Annotated in this window: 10 protein-coding genes; 1 reads left to right on the top strand and 9 read right to left on the bottom strand. The window is 54.2% G+C overall.

Annotated elements, in window-relative coordinates; all coding sequences use genetic code 11:
- Positions 1-80: 80 nt before the first annotated feature.
- Together KQI79_RS02505 and KQI79_RS02510 are read right to left on the bottom strand one after the other, a co-directional pair.
- Positions 81-758: a potassium channel family protein gene (locus KQI79_RS02505; protein WP_216536640.1), complete on the bottom strand. Its 678-nt coding sequence runs from the start codon at positions 756-758 to the stop codon at positions 81-83.
- Between the two features lie 16 nt (positions 759-774).
- Positions 775-2,049 carry a TrkH family potassium uptake protein gene (locus KQI79_RS02510; protein WP_483311362.1) on the bottom strand — a complete coding sequence of 425 codons (1,275 nt, stop codon included), beginning with the start codon at positions 2,047-2,049 and terminating at the stop codon, positions 775-777.
- Positions 2,050-2,355: 306 nt separating this feature from the next.
- On the opposite strand from KQI79_RS02510, the gene KQI79_RS02515 reads away from it, so the two are divergent.
- On the top strand, positions 2,356-4,032 hold the full coding sequence (locus KQI79_RS02515) for a CPBP family intramembrane glutamic endopeptidase (RefSeq protein WP_216536641.1): 1,677 nt from the start codon (positions 2,356-2,358) through the stop codon (positions 4,030-4,032).
- Here KQI79_RS02515 and uvrC read toward each other — a convergent pair.
- The 7 genes from uvrC to KQI79_RS02550 form a co-directional block, all read right to left on the bottom strand.
- Positions 4,001-5,899: an excinuclease ABC subunit UvrC gene (gene uvrC / locus KQI79_RS02520; RefSeq protein WP_216536642.1), complete on the bottom strand. Its 1,899-nt coding sequence runs from the start codon at positions 5,897-5,899 to the stop codon at positions 4,001-4,003. The two genes, KQI79_RS02515 and uvrC, sit on opposite strands and share 32 nt — an antisense overlap.
- A 407-nt stretch (positions 5,900-6,306) precedes the next feature.
- Positions 6,307-10,596, bottom strand: coding sequence for an immunoglobulin-like domain-containing protein (locus KQI79_RS02525; protein WP_216536643.1), 4,290 nt, complete (start codon positions 10,594-10,596; stop codon positions 6,307-6,309).
- Positions 10,577-14,425, bottom strand: coding sequence for a GH92 family glycosyl hydrolase (locus KQI79_RS02530; RefSeq protein ID WP_216536644.1), 3,849 nt, complete (start codon positions 14,423-14,425; stop codon positions 10,577-10,579). Before KQI79_RS02530 ends, KQI79_RS02525 begins: the two co-directional genes overlap by 20 nt.
- Positions 14,426-14,586: 161 nt before the next feature.
- The gene (locus tag KQI79_RS02535) at positions 14,587-21,387 is read right to left on the bottom strand and encodes a GH92 family glycosyl hydrolase (RefSeq protein ID WP_216536645.1); all 6,801 of its coding nucleotides are present in this window, start codon (positions 21,385-21,387) and stop codon (positions 14,587-14,589) included.
- A gap of 195 nt (positions 21,388-21,582) precedes the next feature.
- Complete coding sequence (locus tag KQI79_RS02540) at positions 21,583-22,404, bottom strand: carbohydrate ABC transporter permease (RefSeq protein WP_216536646.1); 822 nt, start codon at positions 22,402-22,404, stop codon at positions 21,583-21,585.
- A complete protein-coding gene (locus KQI79_RS02545) occupies positions 22,405-23,388 on the bottom strand; it encodes a carbohydrate ABC transporter permease (protein ID WP_216536647.1) in 984 nt (327 codons plus the stop codon). It abuts the gene before it with no gap.
- A gap of 72 nt (positions 23,389-23,460) precedes the next feature.
- Positions 23,461-24,807 (bottom strand): ABC transporter substrate-binding protein, encoded by a 1,347-nt coding sequence (locus KQI79_RS02550; protein WP_216536648.1) that lies wholly within the window; start codon positions 24,805-24,807, stop codon positions 23,461-23,463.
- Between the last annotated feature and the right edge of the window lie 100 nt (positions 24,808-24,907).

Raw genomic sequence — 24,907 nt, forward strand, 5'->3', positions numbered from 1 at the left:
CCATTCCCTTTCTAATCATGAAAAAAACTGATCATTTACCCGTAAATAAATGATCAGTTTTGTCAGAAAAGTGTTATAGGCTATCCATTTTTCTCTTGATTTAATGCCGTTTCCTGAAACGCTTCGATTTGTTCGTTCGTACCGATGACGACCATCATATCTTCCTTCTCGACAATATCTTCTGCCGTAGGGGCGATGATGACGCCGTACGGTTTATTGAGCGCCACGATGCTGAATCCGAAGCGGGCGCGGATATTCAATTCCTTGAGCGACATGCCTGACAAACAATCGGGCACGGACAATTCCGCAATCGTAAAATCTTGCGACAGCTCGATATAATCGAGCAAATTGGGCGACACCAGTTGATGCGCCACCCGAACGCCCATATCGCGTTCCGGATAAATGACGCGATCGACGCCGATTCTTTCCAATACGCGGCCATGAAGCACCGAAATCGCTTTGGCCACCACTTTTTTGACGCCTAACTCCTTCATCAGAATAGCCGCCAATATGCTTGTTTGGATATCGTCCCCGATCGCCACGACCGCACAATCGAAATTGCGGATTCCGAGCGAACGGAGCATCTCTTCTTCCGTCGCGTCGGCCACGACGGTATGCGTCAGCACATCGCTCAATTCATGCACGACTTCTTCGTCCTTATCGATTCCTAACACTTCGTTTCCTAACTCGATCAATTCTTTCGCCAAGCTGGAGCCGAAACGCCCCAGTCCGATGACGGCAAATTGCTCCGTATTCATCTCCTGCCAAAGCTCCTTATCCTATAATCATTTTTCCTTCCGGATGCCGGTACAATTCTTTCTCTTTTTTCGGCCCCAATGCGTAAGCAAGCGTCAAAGGCCCTAATCTGCCGGCGAACATCATGAAGCTGATGACGATTTTGCCGAATACGGACAGGTCCGGCGTAATTCCCATCGACAAGCCGACCGTACCGAACGCCGATGTCGTTTCGAACAATATGGCCAAGAACGAATGCGATTCCGTCGTTGAGAGCACCATCGATACGAATACGATCAGCGACAACGCAAGCAGCGCAACCGTCAACGCTTTGAATATCCGCTCTTTCCCCAAACGGAATTGAAACATAATGATATCGTCTCTGCCGCGGACCATCCCGACGACCGCACCGATCAAAATCGCAAACGTCGTCGTTTTGATGCCGCCTCCGGTTGAGCCCGGGGAAGCTCCGATAAACATTAATATAATCATGAAAAATTGCGACGCTTGCCGCAATTCCCCAATGTCGAGCGTATTCGCTCCCGCCGTTCGGGTCGTGACGGATTGGAAGAAAGAAGATAATATTTTGCCGCTCCAATCAAGCGGGCCAAGCGTCTTCGCATTCGTAAATTCAAATATAAGCATGACGATAGCTCCGATTACGATGAGAAACGACGACATGGTCAGTACGACTTTGGAATGCAGCGACAGCCGGCGTTTCTTGCGGTATTCGACCAAATCGGAAAGGACGATAAATCCGATGCCCCCCGAAACGATCAGAAACATGGATACCAAGTTGGTTAGCGGATCGCTCACATACATCGTCAAACTGCGAAAATGGCCGAACAGGTCGAAGCCCGCATTATTGAACAGCGACACCGCATGCCATACGCCGTAATACAGCGCGCGCCCGAACGGCATATCGAACGACCAGCGGATCGTAAACAGTATGGCGGCGCATCCTTCGATCGTCAGCGCATAAATGAGCACCTTCCGAATCAAACGCACTATCCCTTCGATGCTCGATTGATTCATCGCTTCCTGAAGAATGAGACGCTCCCGCAGCGATATTTTCTTCTTGAACACGAGCGCGAATAAAGTCGCCATCGTCATAAATCCCAGCCCGCCGACTTGGATCAGAATCGCGATCACGATCTGGCCGAAAACGGTAAAGTGAGTTCCCGTATCCACAACGACCAGACCTGTCAGACAGGTGGCCGAAGTCGCCGTAAACAGCGCGTCGACGAACGCGAGCGTTCTCCCCTCCGCATTCGAAATCGGCATCATTAACAACAATGTCCCGACCAGGATCATCGCCGCAAAACCGATCGCCAAAATGCGGGGAGGAGATAACCGGGAAGGATGCAATCGCCGCTTCAATTTCATCATCACCTCTAATAAAATGTTCGCTCAAAAAACGGCCCGCCAATGAATGAGAAAAATTATAAAGCAAAGTATACTCCATAGAAACGAATTTGCATATCATAATCTTTATTATGACCTATCTTGCCAAATCACCGACCTGTCTCAACAATTTATTTCATTTTTGCGAACGCTCCGAAAATATGGCATCATTAACCTTAATGAAATTGCAACTGCGATATGACGAGGAGGATTTTCATGAACCGATTGGGGGAACGTTTATCGCTCCGCGCCGACCGTAGATTGCTCGGTATACTGGCGGGGATCGGTCTCATCGTATTTTTGGTGCTGCAAGTGCTGCCGGTCTTTACGAATGAATCTCCGGGCGCGGAGAGCGGGGCGGTCATTTCGAAAGAGAAAGCGATCGACGCGGCGTTATCTTTCACTTTGACACAGTGGAAGGATGCCGATCCGGAACTTGCGTCGGGATATGCGATTTACGATACGGACAAATTGCTGTACGGATATTTAACGGCCAACCGGCTATTAAACGACTACAACCGGAAGTTCGAGCGGGAATTCCCGTACGATACGTATCGTGTGGAGTTGAAGGACCGCAGTGTCAAAGGAAAAGTATATTATGTGTATGTACATATGCAAACAGGCAAAGTCGCGCGCTGGAGCATTTACACGCCGCCCGCCGCGAACAAGGAGGGGGCTGCGGCCGATCCGGATGGAAGATTGGAATCGGCTAAGCAATTTGCCGGGCAAATGGGGTACCAGCCGGAGCAGCTACAGGAAATATCGAAAGGATATGCACAGAACGGATTATACACGGTCGTATTGCAAGACATGTCGCGGACGATCGGACAATCCGGCTTGGAGCTTCGGGTTCAATTCCGCGGCCCGGACATCGTCGGGTTTAAACCGGCGTTTACCGTGCCGGAATCGCATGCGGCCTATGTTGAGAAACAATCGAGGTATGCAAGTTGGATGACGGGCATCGGCTACGGTTTGTTGACGCTGGCGCTCGCCGTTCTGGCTGTCGTATACAGCGCCTTGACCCGCTCTTTCACCTCGTTTAAGCGCGGCATCTTGCTTGCGGCAGTCTATACGGCCGTCAATATTATCGGGACGCTCAACATGTTTCCGGCACTGAAATCGATGCTTGGGGAAACGCCGACCGTCGATGTCGCCATCTATTTCGGCATTATCGTACAAAGCTTGTTTACGCTGGCGCTCGGCGCTTCCATCTATTTCTCTCTCGTGGCCGGCGACGGCTTGTGGCGCAAGCGCGGGCTCAACCCTTGGCCGCGCCCGCGGGAAGCGGGATACGGGGACTATACGTTCCGCAGCATGTGGATCGGTTACTTGACCGCCTTCATCCTGCTCGGGCTTCAGCCGGTTATTTTCATCGGCTTGAGCAGCGGGATCGGAACTTGGTTCACGACGGATGCGTCGCAATCTCCGTACAATATGACTTATCCGTGGCTGTTTCCGCTTCTGGCCTGGGGCGCGGGAATCGGCGAAGAAGCGGTCTATCGTCTTTTCGGCATCGCCATCATGAAGAAGCTGGTGCGCAATACGTTTCTGGCATGCCTCATTCCGACGCTCATATGGGCATTCGGACATACGGGATATCAAGTGTATCCGACTTACTCGCGGGTGATCGAGCTCACGATTCTCGGCCTTATCTTCAGCTTTATCTTTTTGCGGTACGGATTTATCGCGGCCGTCTTTGCGCATGTCGTGTTCGACAGCGTGCTGTTCGCGCTCAATCTTATGTTTATGGGAGGGACCGGCAACATCCTGTGGGGAATCTTCTATCTGATTCTTCCCGCGCTCGTCGCCTGGATCATCCGTGCGCTGTACCGCAGACGCAATACGAAAGAGGAGCCGCAAGTTACGACTCCTCCTCCTGAAGCGCTTGTATAATGGATGCGGCGAGCTTGTCGCCGATCGAAAGAGGCCTGAAGTCTTCGACGGAAGCCTCTTTTATTTTTTTAAGCGAGCCGAAATGTTTCAGCAGCGCCTTGCGCCGTTTCTCGCCGATGCCGGGAATCGAATCGAGCTTCGAAGCGACCATCGACTTGCCGCGCTGCTGGCGATGGAACGAAATGGCAAAGCGATGCACCTCGTCCTGGATCCGCTGCAGCAAATAAAACTCCTGACTGTCGCGCGGCAGCGGCACCACTTCCGGCGGATCGCCGATCATAAGCTGCGCCGTCTTATGCTTCTCGTCCTTCACCAAGCCGCAGACGGGGATATACAATCCTAGCTCGTTCTCCAAAATATCGACCGCGGCGGATATTTGGCCTTTGCCGCCGTCCACGACGATCAGGTCCGGCAGGGACAAATTCTCTTTCAGCACCCGCTCGTACCGGCGCCGGATCACTTCCCGCATCGTTTCGTAATCGTCCGGCCCTTGTACGGTGCGGACCTTATATTTGCGGTATTCGTTCTTAGCGGGCTTGCCGTCGATGAATACGACCATTGCCGAAACGGGATCGGTCCCTTGAATGTTGGAGTTGTCGAACGCCTCGATCCGTCCTACCTTGCCGAGGCCAAGCCATCCGCCCAAGTTTTCGACCGCCTTCGAACTGCGGGCCTCGTCGCGTTCGATAAGCAGAAATTTCTCCTGCAGCGCCATGCGCGCGTTATCGAGCGCCATCGTCACCATCTGTTTCTTCAAACCGCGTTTAGGGACATGCACTTTAATATTCAACCATTGCTGCAGCGCTTCGGCGCCGACAGTTTCTTGCGCCGCGACGCCTGGCTCGGCCTGATGAGCGCCAGAATCGCCCTCCGCCTCCGCTACGCTCTCCGCGACGAGCGCCGGCTGCTCGGGCAGAAGCACTTCCTTCGGCAGCGCCGGATTGTCGCTGTAATATTGCGTCACGAAAGAGATGAAATCTTCATACGCCTCTCCGTAGAACGGGAAGACCGAAGCGTGCCGCTCGATCATTTTCCCTTGGCGCATGTACAAGATTTGCACGCACATCCAGCCTTTGTCGACGGCGTAGCCGAACACGTCGCGATCCATCGCGTCGGATGTCGTAATCTTCTGCTTCTCCATAATCGCATCGATGCTCATAATCTGATCGCGCAATTCTTTCGCGCGCTCGAATTCGAGCGCTTCCGCCGCTTCCTCCATCCTGCTCTGCAACTCGCGCTTAATTTCCTCGTGGCCGCCGCCCAGAAAGCGGCCAATTTCCTGCACCATCTCTTCGTATTGCGACGGCTTCACTTCGTATTCGCATGGCGCGATGCACTGCCCGAGATGATAATAGAGGCAGACGCGGTCCGGCAATGTGCGGCATTTGCGCAGCGGGTACATCCGATCCAGCAGCTTCTTCGTTTGCTGGGCGGCGAAGGCGTTCGGATACGGTCCGAAATATTTCGCCTTGTCCTTCACGACGCGCCGCGTCACCTCGAGCCGCGGATGCTCTTCGTTCGTTATTTTAATATAGGGAAACGACTTGTCGTCTTTTAACAAAACATTATATCGCGGGTAATGCTTCTTAATCAGGTTGCACTCCAAAATGAGCGCCTCCATGTTGCTCGACGTTACGATATATTCAAAATCGCGGATTTCCGAGACGAGCCGCTGCGTCTTTCCGTCGTGGCTTCCCGTGAAATACGAACGCACCCGGTTTTTCAGCACTTTCGCCTTCCCGACGTAAATGATCGTGCCCTCGCCGTTCTTCATCAAATAACAACCGGGCTGATCCGGCAGCAGCGCCAGTTTGTTGCGAATATTGTCCATATATGAGCTTTGCTCCGGTTCCTCATGCTCCGTCATCGGCCATCCCTCCCTCGATTGCGGCAAGTTCCATTCCAATACTTTAGTATAGCAAAAAATCGGAGGGGATTGAAGCTGCGTCGCGGCCTTTTCGTTCGCTTCCGTTATGACCGGGAACGCAATCCCTTCGTCTCCGTTGGAATATATCCAATAGAAATGAAGTTTTTATGGGGAGAAGCAGGGCACGATTGGAAAACATCCAATAGATTCTCCCCCATTTCTCTATTTTCCGAATTTTCGAGCAATCTACTGGATAAATTCCAGTGTAAGGCCGTATAACGGAGCCGGATTAGCGAAAACATTGGACAAAATCCAACGACGCTGCCGGCCATACCACATACGATCCGTTCTTCCAAGAGAAAAAAAAAGCAACCGCCAATAACGGTTGCCCTTAAGTTGTTTATCTCTTACTTGGACTCCAGCATGGCGAGGATCAGCGTCACCGCTTCCGCCCGGGCCGCATTGTCGCCCGGAGCGAATTGATTGTTCCCTCTGCCTTGCATCAGTCCGGCTTCCGCCGCAGCGGCTACATAAGGCACGGCCCATGCGGGCACCCGATCCGTATCGGCGAACGTCAACTCCGCATCCGGATTGACTTTCAATCCGAGCGCCCGTACGATCATGGCTGCGATCTCGGCGCGGGTTACGTTTCGTGCCGAACGGAACGTATTGTCATCGTAACCTTGGATCATTCCCGCCTTGACCGCTCCGGCCACGGACGTTCCGGCCCATGCCGGAATCGCATCCCGGTCGGCAAAGCTGAGGCTTGCGCCGTCTCCCTCCCACTTCATGGCGCGAGCCAGCATGGCCGCGAATTCCGCGCGCGTCACTTCGGCGTTCGGACGGAACGTGCCGTCCTCGTAACCGGTCACGAAGCCGAGCCTCACCGCCTTTTCAATCGCTTCCTTGGCCCAATGCGCGGCAATATCGCTCAACGTTGCTTGCGGAGCGTGCCGTTCCGGCGTTTTCCCTTCTTCGCCCCGGTCCGTTTCGTCGACTCTCGGTCTTTCTTCCACCTTCTGCTTCTCCTCTTGTTTCGCTACATTATGAACGGGCACGCCGTAAACCGGATTTCCTCCGCCGCCGGAATCAGGCGAAGAGGATTGTACCGTAAAATGAATGCGGTACGTGAGCGACGTTATTCCGTCCTCCGCCGTTACGACGATTTCCGTCACGCCCGGAAGCCGCTGCGCCGGCTTAATCCGAACGCTCGCTTTGGAATCCGAAGCGGCTGCCGTCACTTCCGGCGCCCGCTTCGTCCCCGCCGGCAACGTCACATCGTATATGAACCGGTGTTGATCGAAACGGCTTAACGCTTTGCCGCCTACGTATATTTCCTTCAAGGTCGCGTCCGTGCCCTTCGGCTCCTCTTCCTTTACCGTGAAATGAATCTCATACGTATTCGCCGCGGCGCCGTCTTCCGACGTTACCCGGATCGTCGCCGTTCCGGGCAATGCTTCGGCAGGCAGGATGAGCTTATGCGAATTCGGATCGTAAGCAACCGCCGTAACCGTCGGCGCGATCGATGTGCCGGCAGGCAACTCCACCTCGTATTCCATGCGGTATCGCTCAAATTCCGCAAGCGGCCGGCCATCCAGTTCGATCGATGTCAAGGTCGCATCCGTTCCTTCCGGCTCTTCCAGTCCGTCAACCGTAAAATGGATGGCATACGTATTCACAGTCGAACCGTCCTCCGACGTTACCCGTATCGTCGCCGTCCCTGGCAATGCTGCGGCAGGCGTGATGACCGTCTGCGCATTGGGATCGTAAGTTGCCGCAGTGACAGTCGGTACCTGTGTCATGCCTTCCGGCAGCTTCACATCGTATTCCATGCGATACCGCTCAAATTCCGCCAAAGGCCGGCCGTCCACGAAGATGGCTTTCAATGTCGCATCATTGCCCCTATGTTCCGTGAAATGAATTTTGTACGTATTTGCTGAGCCGTCTTCCGCCGTAACCCGAATCTCTGTCGTTCCCGTCGCCGTTTTCGCATGTGCAATCGTCATATGCGCGTACGGATCGTAGGTCATAGCCGTTACGCTTGGCATCCGCTCCGTACCTGCCGGCAATTCGTAATTGTACTCCAGCTTGCCCGGATCGAATCCGGCAATCGTAGCAAAGTTTACCCGCAGATCCTTTAGCGCAGCATCGCTGCTCAGTTCTTCCGCGCCGATTGCCTTGACCGTGACGGCAAACGACTTCTTCACGCTTGACGCCCCATAGCGGAGCGTTGCCGTGAGCGCCACGGTTACATCGGGATCCCCGTTGCGCGGACGGGCTACTTCCCCGCGGTAATTGACAATTCCCGGATGGGAACTCTCCCAGAAAACGACGACGCCGTCCTCTCCCCCAATAGCGGCTGGAAGATTCAAATTCTCTTTCACCGCATCGGCGCTCGGCAAATCAAGGGCCCGAACGGCTGACAGCAGTACCGCTTCATCCGCGGTCAATGCCTTAACGGTAACGGCGAACTCTTTCGTCCGGCTAGCCGCCCCTTTCGTCAACGCCGCCGTAAGCGTAACGCCCTCGTCTCCGCTGCCGGGCGCAGGACGCGCGACCCGCCCCTTCTCGTCAATGACATGCGGCTTCGAACTACCCCAGGAGATGGCGGAGCCCTGCTGTCCAAATTCAGGCAAGAAAATATTGTCTGTGACAGCGCTAAGATCTCCGAGATTCAACGCGGCCGTATCGCTGGCGACATCCCCGTTGTCGCCTAAGGCGACGACGAGGACCTCAAACGTTTTGGTCTCCCGCTCGCTTCCGCTCGTCATCGTAGCCGTCAAGACGACAGACTTGTCATCCTGATTCGGCCGACTGACCTTCCCTGAGGAATCGATCGTGCCTGGTTCCGAACTGTTCCATGCAATGGCCGATCCGAATCCCCCTTTGGCGGGAAGCAATAGGTCCGACGCGACCGCGCTTATGTCTCCCAAATCCAATTGGGCTTGATCCAAGGCGACCGCTTCCGCATCGGTCAGCGCCAACACGACGACGGTGAAAGCCTTCGCAGCGGCTGCTTTGCCCTTTTGAATCGTTGCGGTGAGCGTGAGCTCGCCGTTAGGCAACCCTGGCAAAGGTCTTGCAGCCAGTTTGCCGTCGTGGCCGATCAAGCCCGGATTCGAGCTGGTCCAGGCGATCGTCGTCCCCTGTTCTCCCTCCGCCGGCAAACTCAAATCGCCGGACACGGCCGACAGATCGCCGAGATCGAGCGCGTCCTTCGCCGCCAGCACCGCTTCCATGTTCTCCTCGTCGATATTCGAATCATGCTCGATAACGATCTCGTCGACGAATCCGCGGAAATAACCGGAGGCCGCTGTGCTGGAATCGAACCCGAACAAAATTTTGTCGATCATTTTGCCGTTTGCAACCGAGCCGATATTCGCGGAAATATAATTCCATTGATCCTCAACGACAAAACCGCCTTTGCCCTGCGCATTCGGGTGAAGAGCGACGCCGTGCTGGTCCAAGGCGTTCAGTTCGTGCAAATAAGTACCGTCGGTAAACAGAAGATCAAGCGCCGCATATTTGCTTGTCGTGCGCGCAATTTCCGGGAGCACCGAAGGCTTTTTCTCCGGATATACCCAATAGGACAGCCTCGTGGAAGGCCGGACAACGATTTCGACTTCAAAAACCGAGTTATAGGCGTGCGAAGAATTTGCATCAAGCGCGTTGCCGGAATATAGCAGCGATCCGGAACCGAGCATGCCGGGCGAACCTTTCTTCGACTCCATCCCTCCGATTCCGCAGCAGATAGCGCCCATATTCTTCGTCAGAGCCAATATCCGGTACGGGCTGTTCGGTTCGGCCGTATCGGTCGAGGGCGGGTCTCCCTCTTCCAAACCGGATTCGAAATCAATGCCCGCTTTATATTCGAAATCGGCTGCGGTAAGCGCCAATATCGTTACGGGAAACGTTTTGGTTTGGCTTGCCGAACCTTTCGATATCGTTGCCGTTAGCATGAGACTCACATCGGGCTGTCCGATGCCGGGGCGTTTCCGGATTTTCCCTTGATTCGTCATGTATTCTTGATTGGAACTCTCCCAACGGATGCTCGTTCCCTTGACAAAACCGACAGGCAGCGCTAGCCCTTTCTTCAGGGCGCTCGTGTCGCCGAGATCCAGCTTGGACATTGCCATCGATACGGAAGCCGCATCGTCAAGCTCTATGGCGAACAATTTCCAATCGGCCAGTTGCGTTAACGGTTCGCCGTTGTTCGCGGTAATATATAGCCGATAATAGGCATACTCCTCCGCTTTATTGCTTGCTATCGTATATTCTTCGGTCGAGAAACGCGCGGCTCCCGCAAATTGGTTCGTCTGTTCGTCAATTATGTCCCATGTCTTTCCGTCGTTCGAGCCTTCCACCCGCCAATTTTTCGGATCTCTTCCCGGCGCGTCGTTGGCGGTTGTCAAACTATACTTTGTAACGGCCTGCGTATCGCCGTTTTTGAACTGAACTTGAATCCACAGATTCGCATTCGAACGGCCCAGCCATTTCGTATTCTGATTTTGATCGATCAATTTCTCGGCCGTCTCGTTGGGCGGGTTATTTTCGTTGGCTGTGATCGTGACCGTCTCGGCCAAGGCTACATTCACCAAATCGCCGGGCGCGGCACTCGCTCCCGCAGCCGGATACACGCCCAATATCAGAGCGAAACAGAACAGCGCGTGCAACATTTTATTCATCTTGGTTTTCATTTCCGTCGAACCTCCTCTCGAACGGATCCATAACCTCGATCATTTTCCACAACTGCGCGTTACCCGGCGCGTTCGTCCCCGTCACGACGACAGGCGCGGCATCCGCCGTCCCTTGGGCGCCAAGGTGCAGCGGGCCGCCGGCATTCGTCAGCGCGGCGTTCGTTATCCGATAAGCGTTCTGGTATGCAAACAGGACATCCCATGTTTGGTACGCTTTGGCGTCATCGGGAACTTCCGTTACCGCACGGGTGGAATTGGCGCTGCTGCCGTTTGCAAGACTAAGCACGTTCCGGCTCGCAGCATTCACGAAGCGGAAACCGCCGTCTCCGGCTTGCCTAACCGTCCAGCGTTGGTTGTCCGCACCGGTATAATAAGCCCCAAGCTGCAATTGTCCCTCTTCGTTCGCTTCCAGCGCTTTGCCGCCGTTGGCGTTCACAATTCGATAGGTCGCCCCCGGCTTCAACGTCTGTACAAACTTCCATTGGTGGGCGTCCGTAAGGTCGTTTGTTTCGTCTGCCGCGACCGCACCCGTATCGTCGGCTTTCAGCCATTTCTTCGTTTCGACGTTCTTAACCATGTAATATCCGTCGCCCGTCGCAAGCGCTTCCCATTTCAGTGCATGATTCGCATCCGCCTGGCGGACAACCGGTTTGGCCAATTCCGTATCCAATCCAAGCGCAAGACCCGCGCTTACATTGGCGATCGTATAGTTCGCGTACGGATTGCCGTTCATAGACCAGACCTGGCGGTTAGTCGCCGCGACCGCGCCGGTTTGCACCGCCGTTCCGTTTTCCGCAGCCTCGTCAGGTATTTCCAACGCCTGCCCGGTCGCTTTATTGACAAGCCGGTACAGGCCGTTATTCACGATTTGCGAGCCTAAATAACTGTCGGATGGGTGCTCGGGATCGACCGGCCCCGTTCCCCAGGTCATGTTGGCCCGATCGCTGACCGCGAATGACAGTACGCCGCCGTCCGTCATATATTCATACGGTAACCATGTGCTTGCGTAGGTTTGCCCGTTCAACGTGACGCCGTCAATGTATTTCATCCGCAGCGCTTCCTCTTCGCTCTGGTTGTTATGTCCGCGAATGGTGAACGTTTTGCGATCTCCAAGACGGATCAACGCCTCCTCGAACAGCGGAGCGTTCAAGGAAAATCCGCCGATACCGTTAATTTCCGGATACAATCCCAGCGAAGCGAGAATAAACCACGCAGACCCCGCGCCCAGGTCGTTGTTGCCGATCATGCCGGCGGGACCGTCGTGAAACAGTTCGAACATCGCCCTGCGCGCAATGTCTTGCGTTTTCCAGGGCTGCCCTGCGAAGTTATAAGCCCAAGGGACGCCGTAACTCGGTTGATTGCCGAGGAACGAATACGGTTTCCGCGAACCGCCGTTCAGTTCTGTAAAGAAAAAATCCAGCCGATCTCTCGCCGCGTCGATGCCTCCCATCTTTTCGAACAACCCGTTGTAATCGAATGCGACAACCCAGGTGTACTGCGCCGAATTGGCTTCCTGGAACCCGTGTTCGCTGGCCGGGTCGAAGTTGCCCTCGAACTCTCCGTTCGCCTTGCGCGGCCGGATATAGCCGTCCTCGAACGAGTTTCTCCAGTTTTGCGCGCGGCTCATATACGTATGGTACCGCTCGCCGTCTCCGATCGCTTTGGCGAATTGCGCAATGGCATAGTCGGCGACGGCGTACTCGACGCTATAGCCGGTTACCCATCCTCCTCTTTCGATCGGAATATAGCCCAAGGCGAGATAATCTTCCAGATTGAAGCGGCCGTTGAGGCTGGATGGCGTCGAGGCGTGATGATCCATAATCTCCATCGCCGCTTGAAGATCGAAATCCCTTGCCCCGAATGCATACATGTTGGCGATCGTGGCCGAAGCCGGGTCTCCGTTCATAATGTTCGTCTCGGAATTGGCGATGCTCCATTTGGGCAGGAACCCGTTTCGGCTTTTCGCGCTGTTAACGAGCGACTGCGCAAAATCGGAACCGACGTCCGGGAACAACATCGCGATGAGCTGCATCTGCGTACGATACACATCCCAGCCGGAGAAGGCGGAGTAATGCGTATATTTGCCGCCGGTGTTGTATATTTTCTGGTCGAACCCCCGGTAATCGCCGTTTGCATCGTTGTAAACGCTCGGATGTACGAAGGCGTGGTACATGAACGAATAGAACATCCGTTTATGTTTCTCGGTGCCGCCCGACACAAGGATGGAACTTAGCGCCTTCTTCCACTTCGCCCGCGCCGCCTTTGACACTTCGTCGAAATTCCATCCGGGAATTTCTGTCTTCAGATTTAACTTCGCATTGTCGATATTCGTGTAAGAAATCGCCGCTTTCACCTGAACAACCTGATCTTCGCTCGTATCGAACTTCACATAAGCGCCGACTTTCCGGTGATCCGGTTTCTCGGAACGCTCTTCTACGTTGTCTTTCGTTATGACTCCGCTCTTGTATGTGCCGACTTCGGCAAACGGATGGCTGAATTCGGCGGCAAAATATACGGTATAATTGTTTGTGTCCTCTTTAAGCGTGCCGCCGCTTCCTTTGCTGCCGCAAAATCCGCCCGCATTGACCCAGCCGGTCACCATCCGGTTTTCCTTGTCGATTTGGACGAACGCGTCGCGAACGCCGGAAGCGTTGATGCCGGTATTGATGATCATCGTCGCTTTGTCCGTAGCCGGATAGGTGAATCGGCCGATGCCGGCCCGTTCGGTCGGGGCAAATTCCGCTTGAATCCGGTAGCGATCGAGCAATACGCTGTAATATCCCGGAATCGCCGTTTCATTCTCCCGCCTGTACGAGGAGCCGTAATCTTCAAAGTTCGTCGCAGGCGACTTCCACAAATCGCCGACGATCGGGAGGAACGGCACATTCTGGGCGATATCGCAACCTGGGCCGTCGATATGCGTCAAACTGAAGCCGGCAATCGATTTCTTGTCGTAATCGTAGCCGGAACCTAAGGGCGCTTTGCCTGAACCGAGATCGTTATAACCGGTGTCCGGGCTCCATTGGATCATGCCAAACGGGACGACAGCGCCTGGGAACGTATTGCCCCGATTGCCGCCAAACCCGATAATGTCCAATTCATTGTTCGCGGTGCCGAGCATCGGATCCGCATAGACGGTTGGATCGAAACCGGCATTCCAAACTTGAATGTCATCGATAAATCCGCGGTATGTGCCTGCATTTCCCGGCTGCTCGTATGAGACAAGTATGCGTTTGATCGTTTTGCCTTTTGCCGCCTCCCCGATATTCGCCGTCACGAAATTCCACTTGTCCGGAAACAATTTGCCACCGTTGCCCTGCGCCTCCGGGTGCATGCCGATTCCATATTGGTCTTTCGCTTCGGTCTCATGCAAATATGTACCATCGTCGAATGCCAGATCAATCGCGACATTCATGCTGTTCTTGCCGTGATATTCGGCTCCTCCTTCGCCGGTTGACCGGCTCTGCGGATAGATCCAATAGGAGACCGTCGTGTCGGCGTTTACCGCAAGATTCGTTTCAAACACTTTGTTGTACGCGTACGACCGGCCCGCGCCCGTGCTTTGTCCTGCGTATAACAAGGCGTTTATGCCCTTATGGCTCATCTCGTCCGTTACCTTCGTTTCGGGCCGCGATACGTTGCCGCTTAACTCGGATTCATCGATCCATGTCGGCTGTATCGCGTCCTGGTTTTCCAGTCCCGTATGGAAACTCGGCGCGACGGACGCTTCCGCTGTCGGGACCAATGTCGGCGGCACATACAGCGTCCCTGTCAATAATGTAAAAACGAATAATGCACTCAGCCATTTTCGCATTCCATTTCTCGCCATGCTTTTGAAAACCTCCTCAATAGGAAGATTAGGATACATAGTGAAGCGTATGATTTATGAAGGGTGCTATGAATGAGATGTTGATAGGAAAGATGTAAGATGTGGAGGAAAGGCCCCTTAGCGAACGCGCCGCTAAAAGGGGCCAATATAAATGATAAAGCTTATCGATTCAGCACGTTGTATATGGCTTGCGCCGCTTCGGCCCGGGTTGTCATGCCTTGCGGATCGAATATGCCTGCGCCTCGTCCTTGGACCAGTTGCAGCGCCGCCGCCGCATTGATATACGGCAACGCCCATGCCGATATGCTTGCCTCGTCGGTGAACGCCGCGTTCCCATTCGCCTCTGTCTTGCCGCGAGCCGCTTCGTACGCCTGAATCATCATTGCGGTCATTTCCTCGCGGGTGATCGGCGCGTTCGGATCGAACTGCGCAGCGCTTCTGCCGCGCACGAAGCCCGCTTTCACCGCGATGGCGACCGCCTCCGCGTACCAGTCGCCGGCATGTACGTCTTCGAAGGAGAGCTCCGCTTCCTCCTTGAACCCGAACGCCTTGACGAGCAACGCCGCAAACTCGGCGCGCGTCACGCTGCGTCCCGGCTCAAAATGTGTCGCGCTCACGCCGTTGACGATGCCCTTCGCCGCCAATTCCTCGATGACGCTCGCCGCCCAATGGGTCGCCGGCACGTCGATGAACGCCTTCTTCATCTCCAGCGCCGCATATGCGCCGGATTGGCTAATCTGGGCAGCTATTTCGCCGCTAGCGTATTCTCCGCCGATGTAGGCAAGCGGTCCGCTGTTAGCGCCGCCATAAATGCCGACAAGCTTCGGATTCGCCGTCGCGTTAACTTGCAAGCCGATTGTGACCGGCTTATTGAATGTATCCAACCTTACGGATGTCCCGTCCGCTGCTGTTGCAACGAGCTCAAGTATGTAGGCGCCGCCCGCCGCCTTCACGTGCTGCCCGCCGATCCGCGCCTTGACTTCGCCTTCGGTAAGCCGGGTCATTCTCAGCGTGATCGTACCGTTGGTCTGTTGCTCCTGCGATAGCAGCGCTGCCGCCTGGCTGATGACTTCAGACGGAATTTGCAGCATCAGCCCACCCGCCTTCACTTCCAGCACGTTATTGCCGAGCTTGCTTACCGCGTCAAGCGGAATTTGAACTGCCTTGGATTCGGCCGGCACTTCAAGGACGACCTTGCCGCCTGCCGCCGGCTTGAAATCTTCCGGCTTCACCTTGTATATGCCCGGTTCCGGTTCCGGATTCGGCTTCGGCGCCGGTTTCGGACTCGGCTGCGGACTTGGACTCGTGCTCGGCCCCGGATTAGGTTCCGGATTCGGCACTCTGACGGAGAACTGTATCGTATAAGTCCGCTTCGTTATGCCGTCCTCCGCCGTCACGACGATAACCGCCTTGCCTCTAGCGCTGCCCGCCTGTGTGATCTCGACGTTCGCTTTCCCATCCGTGGCACGCGCGGCAACGGTTGGCGACTTACTCGTGCCGGCAGGAAGTTCCACAAAATATTCCATCCGGTCTCGCGCAAATCCCGCCAGCGGCCGGCCGTCCAGTTCGATCGCGGCGAGCGTCGCGTCCGTGCCCTTCGGTTCCTCTTCCTTCACCGTGAAATGAATCTCATACGTGTTCACCGCGGCCCTGTCTTCCGACGTTACCCGGATCGTCGCCGTCCCCGGCAGCGCTTCGGCGGGCAGGATGAGCATATGCGCGTTCGGATCGTAAACAGTCGCCGTAACCGTCGGCGCTTTCGACGTGCCGGCAGGCAATTCCACCTCGTATTTCATGCGGTAACGCTCGAAGTCCGCAAGCGGCCGGCCGTCCAACTCGATCGATGTCAAGGTCGCATCGTTCCCTTTCGGCACTTCCCGATCCGCAAGCTTAAAATAAATGCTGTATGTCGTAGTCGTTTCTCCGTCTTCCGCTGTTACATCGATATAGGTCGTGCCCGGCAATACGGTCGCGTCGACAATGCGCACCGCAGCGTTCGGATCGTACGTCACCGCCGTGACGCTCGGAACGACCGTCGTTCCTTCCGGCAATTCCACCTCGTATTGATGCGTGCCGGGTTCGAATCCGGGGAGCGGCTCGCCGTCGATGCGAAGCTCTTGCAGTCTGGCGTCGTCGCCGAGCGGAGGAATATCCTCCAGATGATAGATTTGAATATCGTCTACATAACCTCTAAATTTACCGGTATGCCCCGTCGCGTTATAGGAGATGACAATTTTATCTACAGTTTTCCCAGCAGCCACATCCCCGATTTTCGACGTGACCGTATTCCAGACGTCCAGTTGCAGCGCCTTGCCTTGATCTAACGGATTCAGCCCGATTCCTTTCTGGTCGACAGCGCCTAGATCATGCAGGTAAGTGCCGTCCGTAAACAAGAGATCCATCGCCACATATTGGCTTGTTTCTCTTTTATTTTCGGGTTGCGTAGCCGCATTCGGACCTTCCGGATGAACTCTGTAGGTAAGGAAGGTCGATGGCTTAATCTCAAGCGCTTCTTCAAATACTTGGTTATAAGAGTAGTTCAACGCCGCATCCGCCGCATTCCCCGAATACAGCAGAGCGCTGTTGGTTTCTCCCTGGGCTTGATCGTAATCCACACTGCCGACTTTCGATTCCATGCCGCCTATTCCGCAGCAATATTCCACAACATTCTTCGAATCGATCCGGGAATTATTCCATTTCGGCTGTTTTTGCCCGCTCTCAAAGCTTGTGGCAAAATCGACGACATGCGGCGGATCTTCCCGGCTCCACGCTTTCACGACAACATCGAATGTTTTGTTCTGGCTTACCGTTCCTTTGCTTACGGTTGCCGTTAAAGTAATGATTGCATCCGGCCGGCCTACGTCGGGACGCGATATCACTTTGCCTTTGGCGCTCAACACCAAGTCGTCGGAGCTGATCCACGATATCGTCGTGCCATGCGCGCCGAATTTCGGAAGCGCAATCCCTGTCGTTACATGGCTTACGTCTCCCAGATCCAGCGCCGCAACAGCGGCGGCTACCGCATCTTGATCCTTAATATCTTGGCCTAGAAGCTCCATCTCCGCCAAGGACGTAGTAGTGCCCCCGTTGTTAGCGGCGATCTCCAGCCTGTAATAAGCGTACTCAGCGTCGCCGTCAATGGCGAAAGCGCGGGTATATTTACGCCATTGGAATGTTTCGTCGGTTCTCGTATCCAACGTCGTCCATTCCAGTCCGTCATTGGAGCCTTTCAATATCCAACTCTTCGGATCGGCTGCTGCGCTTCCCCCGCCGGAGGTCAACGTATACATATTTATTTTTTCTTTGCCTGACATAAATTGAAATTGAATCCAAGGCGCCGAGCCGTTGATCGTCGCCGCGCTGCCCGAAGTGTTGTCGAACAATTTGTTCAACTCCGCAGCGGCCGTTCCTTCGCTGTCGACCGCTCTGCCCAAGCCTTGCGCGATAAGCCGGTCCGTCTTGTCTATCAGCGGTCTTGGAATGTCCGTCCCTTGCGTAATCGATATCGGCACATCCGCTTCCCCGCTTCCCCAATCCCGGTTCGGACTAGGCCCCATATCGAAATCCAGCACGGCTCCGTCAGCCAGATCGGCATGCATAATATAGTTTTTCGTATACTCCGTTCCGTTCAATTTCAAGCTTTGAACGTATTTGTTTTCCTTGCTGTTGTTCGGAGCGTTAATGACGATGTCCTTGCCATTCTCCAGATGAATGGTCGCTTTGGTAAACAATGGCGCGCCGATGGCATATTCCGGACTGCCCATTTTCAAAGGATAGAAGCCCATCGCGCTGAAAATATACCAAGCGGACATTTCGCCGTTATCCTCGTCGCCCGCGTAACCTTGCCCGATCTCGCTGCCGATATACAGCCGGTCGAGCACTTCGCGCACAAGCTCTTGCGTTTTCCAAGGCTGCCCGACGTAATTGTACATGTAAATGATATGATGGGCGGGCTGATTGCTGTGCGCGTACATGCCCATTCGCACATCTCTAGCTTCTCTCATTTCATGGATGCGGCTTGTATATCCCGATTCCGGCGTATCGAAAAATTCATCCAGCTTGGCCGCAAGCCCCTCTTTGCCGCCATATAGATTTGCCAGGCCTACCCCGTCCTGCGGGGCATGAAAGGCCATATTCCAGGCATTCGTTTCCGTATAATCGCTTTCCCATGCGGCCGGATCAAACGTATCCGGCGACGAGCGCCATTCGCCGGCCGCATTGCGGCCGTTGAAAAATCCGATATGCGGATTGAACATATGGACGTAGTTCCGGGCGCGATTCATGTAATAGAGGGCGTCGTCTTCGTAATAAGGCTGGTAAGGATCGTCCGGATCCGCTTCTTCGGCCAGCTTCGCAGCCAAATTGGCGATGCCGTAATCGTTGATGTAGCCGTCCATCGCCCAGGACATGCCTTCGCCCGTTCTCGTATCGGTATAGCCGTTGAATACCGAGCTGTCCATTCCTTTCCGGCCGACATTGCCGTTCGGCGGGACGACGGCGGCATTCTTCACGGCGGATTGATAAAACTCGCGGACATCGAAATTCGTTACGCCTTTCAAATACGCATCGGCGAAAGCGACGTCCGAGCTTGTGCCGACCATCAAGTTGGCGTATCCCGGGGACGACCATCTGGATACCCAACCGCCGTCGCGATACTGCTGAAGGAAACCGTCAATCAGTTCTCCCGCCATCGAAGGAGTTAAGAGCGCATATGCCGGCCATGCCGTCCGGTACGTATCCCAGAAGCCGTTGTTCACATATACTTTGCCTTCTTTAATCGCAGCGCAAGTTCGGGTCGCCGTACTGTCTGTGCACGGATTAATCGGCGTCTGGTCGGCATGCTGATACTTCGGTTCGTCGACGTTGCCTACATTTTCGAACGCCGAGTTCGGGTACATGAATAAACGGTACATATTCGAATACAAAGTGACGAGCTGGTCTTCCGTCGCGCCTTCCACTTCGATGATGCCCAGTTTCCGATCCCACTGCTCTTGCGCCCTCTCTTTCACCGATTCGAACGTATCCGTGTCCGCAATTTCCATCTCCAAATTTTTCTTTGCTTGCTCCACGCTAATGAGCGAGGTGGAGATTTTCATCGTTACCGTTCGATCCGCGGAAGCATCGAATTGATAGTAAGCCTGGACGTTCGTTCCTCCGCCGCCGCTGCCGGACAGCTTGCCGCCCCTCAGTACCGGCTTGTCGAATTCCGCATAGAAGAACATCCGCGTCGCGCCGGTGGAAAGTCCGCTTCGCTTATCGGTGTACCCTGTTATCGTTCTATTTTCGGCATCCAGCGTAATGCCGCCGTTATTCTCTTGATTATCGAAAATCAGGTTGGAAGAAGCCCCCGGAAACGTAAATCGGAACATGGCGGCATGATCTGTCGGCGTCAATTCGGCCTGTACCCCGTTTTCGAACGTAACGCCGTAATAATAAGGCTTCGCGATTTCATTATCATGCGTAAACGCCAGCGCGCGGCTTTTACGGTCAATCGGCGGAGTTTCCGTGGAGGCGCTAGGCATCACATGGAACGTTTGACGGTCTCCCATCCATGGACTCGGCTCGTGGCTAAGCGCAAACGCTTCGATAGCGGGAAGGTTGGCGGCGTTATTGCGTTCCTGATACTGGTAAATCCAGTCCGAACCGGCATTGGTTTTCGGCGTCCAGAAGTTGAATCCATGCGGTACGGCAACAGCCGGGAAGTTGTTGCCTCTTGAGAATGACCCGTTAGCATTCGTTCCTCTGCGAGTGTCGACATAACTGGACAGATGGGAATACGTTTTGGGAACGGGGTTGCTTTCAAGCTTGATATCATCGACGGTTACTCTAAACGTTCTTCCTTGCTTGGCGTCGGGGTGACGGTAAGAGACAAGAATCCGTTCGATGGTCTTGCCTTGCGCCGCCGCACCGATTTTCGCTTTTTTGAAATTCCATTGATTGTTGTACAATGTTTTGGACTCGCCCTGCGCCTGTGCGTCGAGCTTCACTCCGTGCTGGTCGTATACTTCGTAATCGTGCAGATAGGTGCCGTCGTCAAATGCCAAATCGACCGCAGCATAGGTGCTGGTATACTCCGTTTGCTGCCGGTCGGTGAACTCGGGCGCAATGTAGTACGAAAGTTCCATATTCGGCGTAACGGGGATGTCCGTTTCGTAAATTTTATTATAGGCGTACGCTTCGCCGCTCTGGGTAATTGTCCCCGACAAAGTTAAAGCTTTTAACCCGGTCCATCCGACTCCGGATTTGCCCGTATAAAGACCGGCCGGGCCGGCGGTGATCCGGGATTTCATATCGAACACCCGATCAACTCCGTCGGAAATAAGCCAATCCGCAAGCTGCACGATATTGGAGCTGCCGTTATTTCTCGTAATATCCAGCTTATAAAACGAATATTTCGTTTCATTCGCCATTTCGTATGTCTTGGTCAAGTAACGGTCGGGGAAAGATTGACCTGTTTGCGCATCCAACAACTTCCAATTCGTCCCGTCCGTCGAGCCGTATACCGTCCAGTCGACAGGATCCCGATCCGGCGAATCGTTGGCCGACGTCATCGTATAGGCCACAACGGCCGCCGGTTCGGCAAGCTCGTATTGAACCCACCCTTTATTCGCAAACGTAAGCCATTTGGTGCCCGAATTGCCGTCCGTCAAGTTGACGTCTTGCTCACTCGACGGGCTGTCCTTGCTATTGGATGTCACCTTCACGACCGTATCTGTAATATTGCCGATGAGCGAACTGGCGTTGCCGTCGATATTCTTGGCCAGTTTCTCTCCGTCCTTCGTTTCGGCCGTATTCACCCAGTTCAGGGGCGGGCCGTCCGCTTCGAACGAACTGAAAAAATCCGCTGCCCCGGCTTCCGCCGCCGCGGCCGTCTCTTGCCATGCCGACGGCATATTTACTGTGCCTGCTAGCACGGTGAAACAAATGATAGCATGAAACCATTTCCGAAACTGTTTCTTCACCCTATAACCTCCCATTCATACTCCAATCGCAGGGAATCGGGATAACATTGAAACCCTTAATCGTCCTTCAATATTTGACAAAAAAGGACATTAGGATTAAAGTCATAGGAAAGACCTCACTTATTTCCGATCATTTGGGCCGCAAACCACAATTTCGCGAAAATAGGGCGGGGTCTTCTCTTATTCTTCGCTGCGTTACCCTTTGATCGATCCCGCAAGCAATCCTCGAATAAAATAACGCCCCAGGAAAATATAGACGAGCAGCGTCGGCAGCGCTGCCAGCAGAGCTCCCGCCATTTGGATGTTCCACTGCACGATTTGGCTGCCCGACAAGTTCTGCAGCGCAACCATAATCGGCTGCTGCTTCTGCGTCGTCATCGTCACCGCGAACAAAAACTCGTTCCAAATATTCGTAAATTGCCAAATGCCTACAACGACAAAGCCGGTTACCGATAACGGAACCATAATATTTTTGTAAATGCCGAAAAATCCGTTGCCGTCGATCTTCGCCGCTTCCAGCACTTCATTCGGAACCGCAACGTAAAAATTGCGGAACATCAGCGTGCAAATCGGCAAACCGTAGACGACGTGAATCAGAATCAGTCCCGGAATCGAATTGTACAGTCCGATGCCCTGCATAAACTGGATGAGCGGAATCAAAATGCTCTGGTACGGAATGAACATGCCGAACAACATGAGCGCAAACAGCGCATCCGACCCTTTAAACCGCCACTTCGAGAGCACGTAGCCGTTTAGCGATCCAAGCAAAGCGGATAGCAGCGTTGCCGGAATCGCAAGCATAAAGCTGTTGCCCAAATGCGGGAACAGTTTGCCGAACGCTTCGCGGTAGCCCGAGAAATCGAGGCTCGACGGAAGCGCCCACATCCGGTCCAGCGTAATCTCGTCCACCCCTTTGAAGCTGGTGACGAGCAGCACGTAAATCGGCACGAGAAAGAGCGCGGCCAACAGAATCAATACGACATACAAAATAAGACGATTTGCCCGTTTCACACCCATTTACGCATCCTCCTTCTTCATGCTGCTCATAATATACGGCACGATGAGCAGAGAGACGAGAATGAGCATGATCATCGCAATCGACGCGCCCTGCGCGTAATGGTTGCCGCGGAACGTCGTTTCGAACATGTAGACGCCCGGAACGTCCGTCACGAACATCGCCCCCGGTCCCGTCATCGCATAGATGAGATCGAATATTTTCAGCGAAACATGCGTCAGCATAATGACCAAACTGATCGTAATCGGTTTTAGCTGCGGCAGCACGATGCGGCGGAATACGGTCCATTCCGCGGCTCCGTCCACTCTGGCCGCCTCCTTCAATTCGTCGGATATGCCGCGCAGTCCCGCCAAATACATCGCCATGGCGAAGCCCGACATTTGCCAGACAGTCGCGATCACGACGGCGATCAAGGCGATCGGAATGCCCAGTTCGATCTGCCCCGGTTTGAAGCCGGGAATTATCTCGGTGCTGACATACCATTTCGGCAAATTCTCCATACCGATCGCCTTCAAAATTAAGTTCACGCCGGTCGAAGGGTTCAAAATCCACTGCCATACGACCCCCGTAACGATAAACGACAATGCCATCGGAAAAATAAAGATGTTGCGAAACAGCGATTCCGCACGAATTTTCCGATCGACGATCGTCGCCAGGAAGAGGCCGAATACCATCGTCGCTGCGATAAACAGAACGGTAAAAACAAAAGTGTTCCGCAAGTCGGATTGAAAACGGAAATCTTGGAATAGAAAAGCGTAGTTGTTCAACCCGGCAAAATCCATATTTTTAACAAGCGTGTTCCAGTTCGTTAACGAGACGTATCCGGTCCAACCGATGAAACCGTATACAAAAATGGCGATTGCAATGAGCGACGGCGTAATCATCAAGACCGGAACGATCTTTTCCCGTTTCATCCGGCTCATTCTCGGACGGGGCGCTGTTTCGCGTATGGTTTGCGCTTGCTGCCTCGAGCTAGCTGCATTCATTCTTTCCTCACACTCCTAACCTTGGGGCCGAATAAGCAGTTTCATTCGGCCCCGTTCGCTTAATCTGGTTGCTTATTGCGCCATGCCGCTCGACACTTGCGCGTCGCGCAGCGATTTGGCCGCTTGCTCCACGTCGCCGTTCGTGACGAAGATCGTCATGACTTGGTTCGCCTGCGTCAGGAATCCTTCCGAAGCCGCGGAACCGTGAGCCAAGCTTGCCGCCAGGCTGCTTTTCTTGAAGTCTTCGATTGTCGATTGGCCGTATACGTCGTATTTGCTCGCATCCGCATCCACGCGTGCGGGGATCGATCCTTTGAGCGGATTGAATACATCCTGTCCTTCCACCGAGCCGAGGACTTTCAGCCATTCTTTGACCGTGTCCGGATCTTTCACGCCCTTCGGAAGTCCGAACGTATCCGTAATGACCATAAAGCTGTTCGCCGTATTCGGCGTGGCGATCCAACCGAAATCTACGTTCGGCTGCAATTTCAAATCGGTCGTAAAATACCCTTTCGCCCAATCGCCCATAATGTTCATCGCCGCCTGGCCGTTCGCAACGAGTTGGGAAGCGTCCTGCCAGTTGCGTGCCGCATGGTCGTCATTAATATAGCTGAACATTTTTTTCGTTTTCTCCAAAGAGTCTTTCACTTTGGCATCGTCGAACGCAATCTCGCCGGTAAACAGTTTTTTGTAATCTTCCGGTCCGAGCACGCCAAGCAATACGTTTTCGAATACCATCGTCGCCGTCCAAGGCTCTTTATCGCCCAGCGCGAGCGGCGTAATGCCTTTCGCTTTCAACGCGTCGGCCACGGTAACGAACTCTTCGAACGATGTCGGCGGCGTCAATCCGTTGTCGTCGAATATCTTTTTGTTGTAAAAAATGACGTTCCCCCGGTGAATATTGACGGGTACGGAATAAATGGTGCCGCCGTCGCTAACCATGTCGATCAAATCTTTCGGAAATTTATCCATCCAGCCTTCGCTCTCGAACAGGTCGTTCAAGCCTTCCATTTTGCCCGCGGCGACCCATCCCGTATTTAATTCGGCGCCGCCGTGCACTTGGAACGTTCCCGGAGGATCGCCGCCTTGCATCCGGCTTGCCAGCACCGCCTTCGCGTTCGTGCCCGCGCCGCCGGCAACGGCCGCATTGATCACTTCAATGTCAGGATGCTTCTGGTTGAACAGATCGATGAGGCCGAGCAAGCCCGCTTCTTCGCCGGCCCCCGTCCACCAGCTGAAAATTTCAACCGATTTTTTCCCTTCCGGCGCTTTCGTCTCCTCCTTTTTCTCCGGCTCTTGCGCCGTCGGCGCCGGATCACCCGTTGTTGCCGGCTTCTCCGAGCCGGAATTTCCGCAAGCCGCCATAAACATGCTTAAGACGATCATGACGGAAATGAGAAGCAACATTTTTTGTCTCATGTAAATCCCCCTCCATCGTATTGATAAGCGAATTTCGGCTGCTTCCTGTCGCGAAATCGCTTACAAAAAAAGCATAACATAGACCTCGCGCCTTCCGGCG

The organism is Paenibacillus sp. MSJ-34 (genome assembly GCF_018918005.1).
Classification (GTDB): domain Bacteria; phylum Bacillota; class Bacilli; order Paenibacillales; family Paenibacillaceae; genus MSJ-34.

Excerpts from the sequence above, each read along its gene's own strand:
- KQI79_RS02505 (WP_216536640.1), bottom strand. The coding sequence starts at position 758 with ATGAATACGGAGCAATTTGCCGTCATCGGACTGGGGCGTTTCGGCTCC.
- KQI79_RS02510 (WP_483311362.1), bottom strand. The coding sequence starts at position 2,049 with ATGATCCTGGTCGGGACATTGTTGTTAATGATGCCGATTTCGAATGCG.
- KQI79_RS02515 (WP_216536641.1), top strand. The coding sequence starts at position 2,356 with ATGAACCGATTGGGGGAACGTTTATCGCTCCGCGCCGACCGTAGATTG.
- uvrC (WP_216536642.1), bottom strand. The coding sequence starts at position 5,899 with ATGACGGAGCATGAGGAACCGGAGCAAAGCTCATATATGGACAATATT.
- KQI79_RS02525 (WP_216536643.1), bottom strand. The coding sequence starts at position 10,596 with ATGAAAACCAAGATGAATAAAATGTTGCACGCGCTGTTCTGTTTCGCT.
- KQI79_RS02530 (WP_216536644.1), bottom strand. The coding sequence starts at position 14,425 with ATGGCGAGAAATGGAATGCGAAAATGGCTGAGTGCATTATTCGTTTTT.
- KQI79_RS02540 (WP_216536646.1), bottom strand. The coding sequence starts at position 22,404 with ATGGGTGTGAAACGGGCAAATCGTCTTATTTTGTATGTCGTATTGATT.
- KQI79_RS02545 (WP_216536647.1), bottom strand. The coding sequence starts at position 23,388 with ATGAATGCAGCTAGCTCGAGGCAGCAAGCGCAAACCATACGCGAAACA.
- KQI79_RS02550 (WP_216536648.1), bottom strand. The coding sequence starts at position 24,807 with ATGAGACAAAAAATGTTGCTTCTCATTTCCGTCATGATCGTCTTAAGC.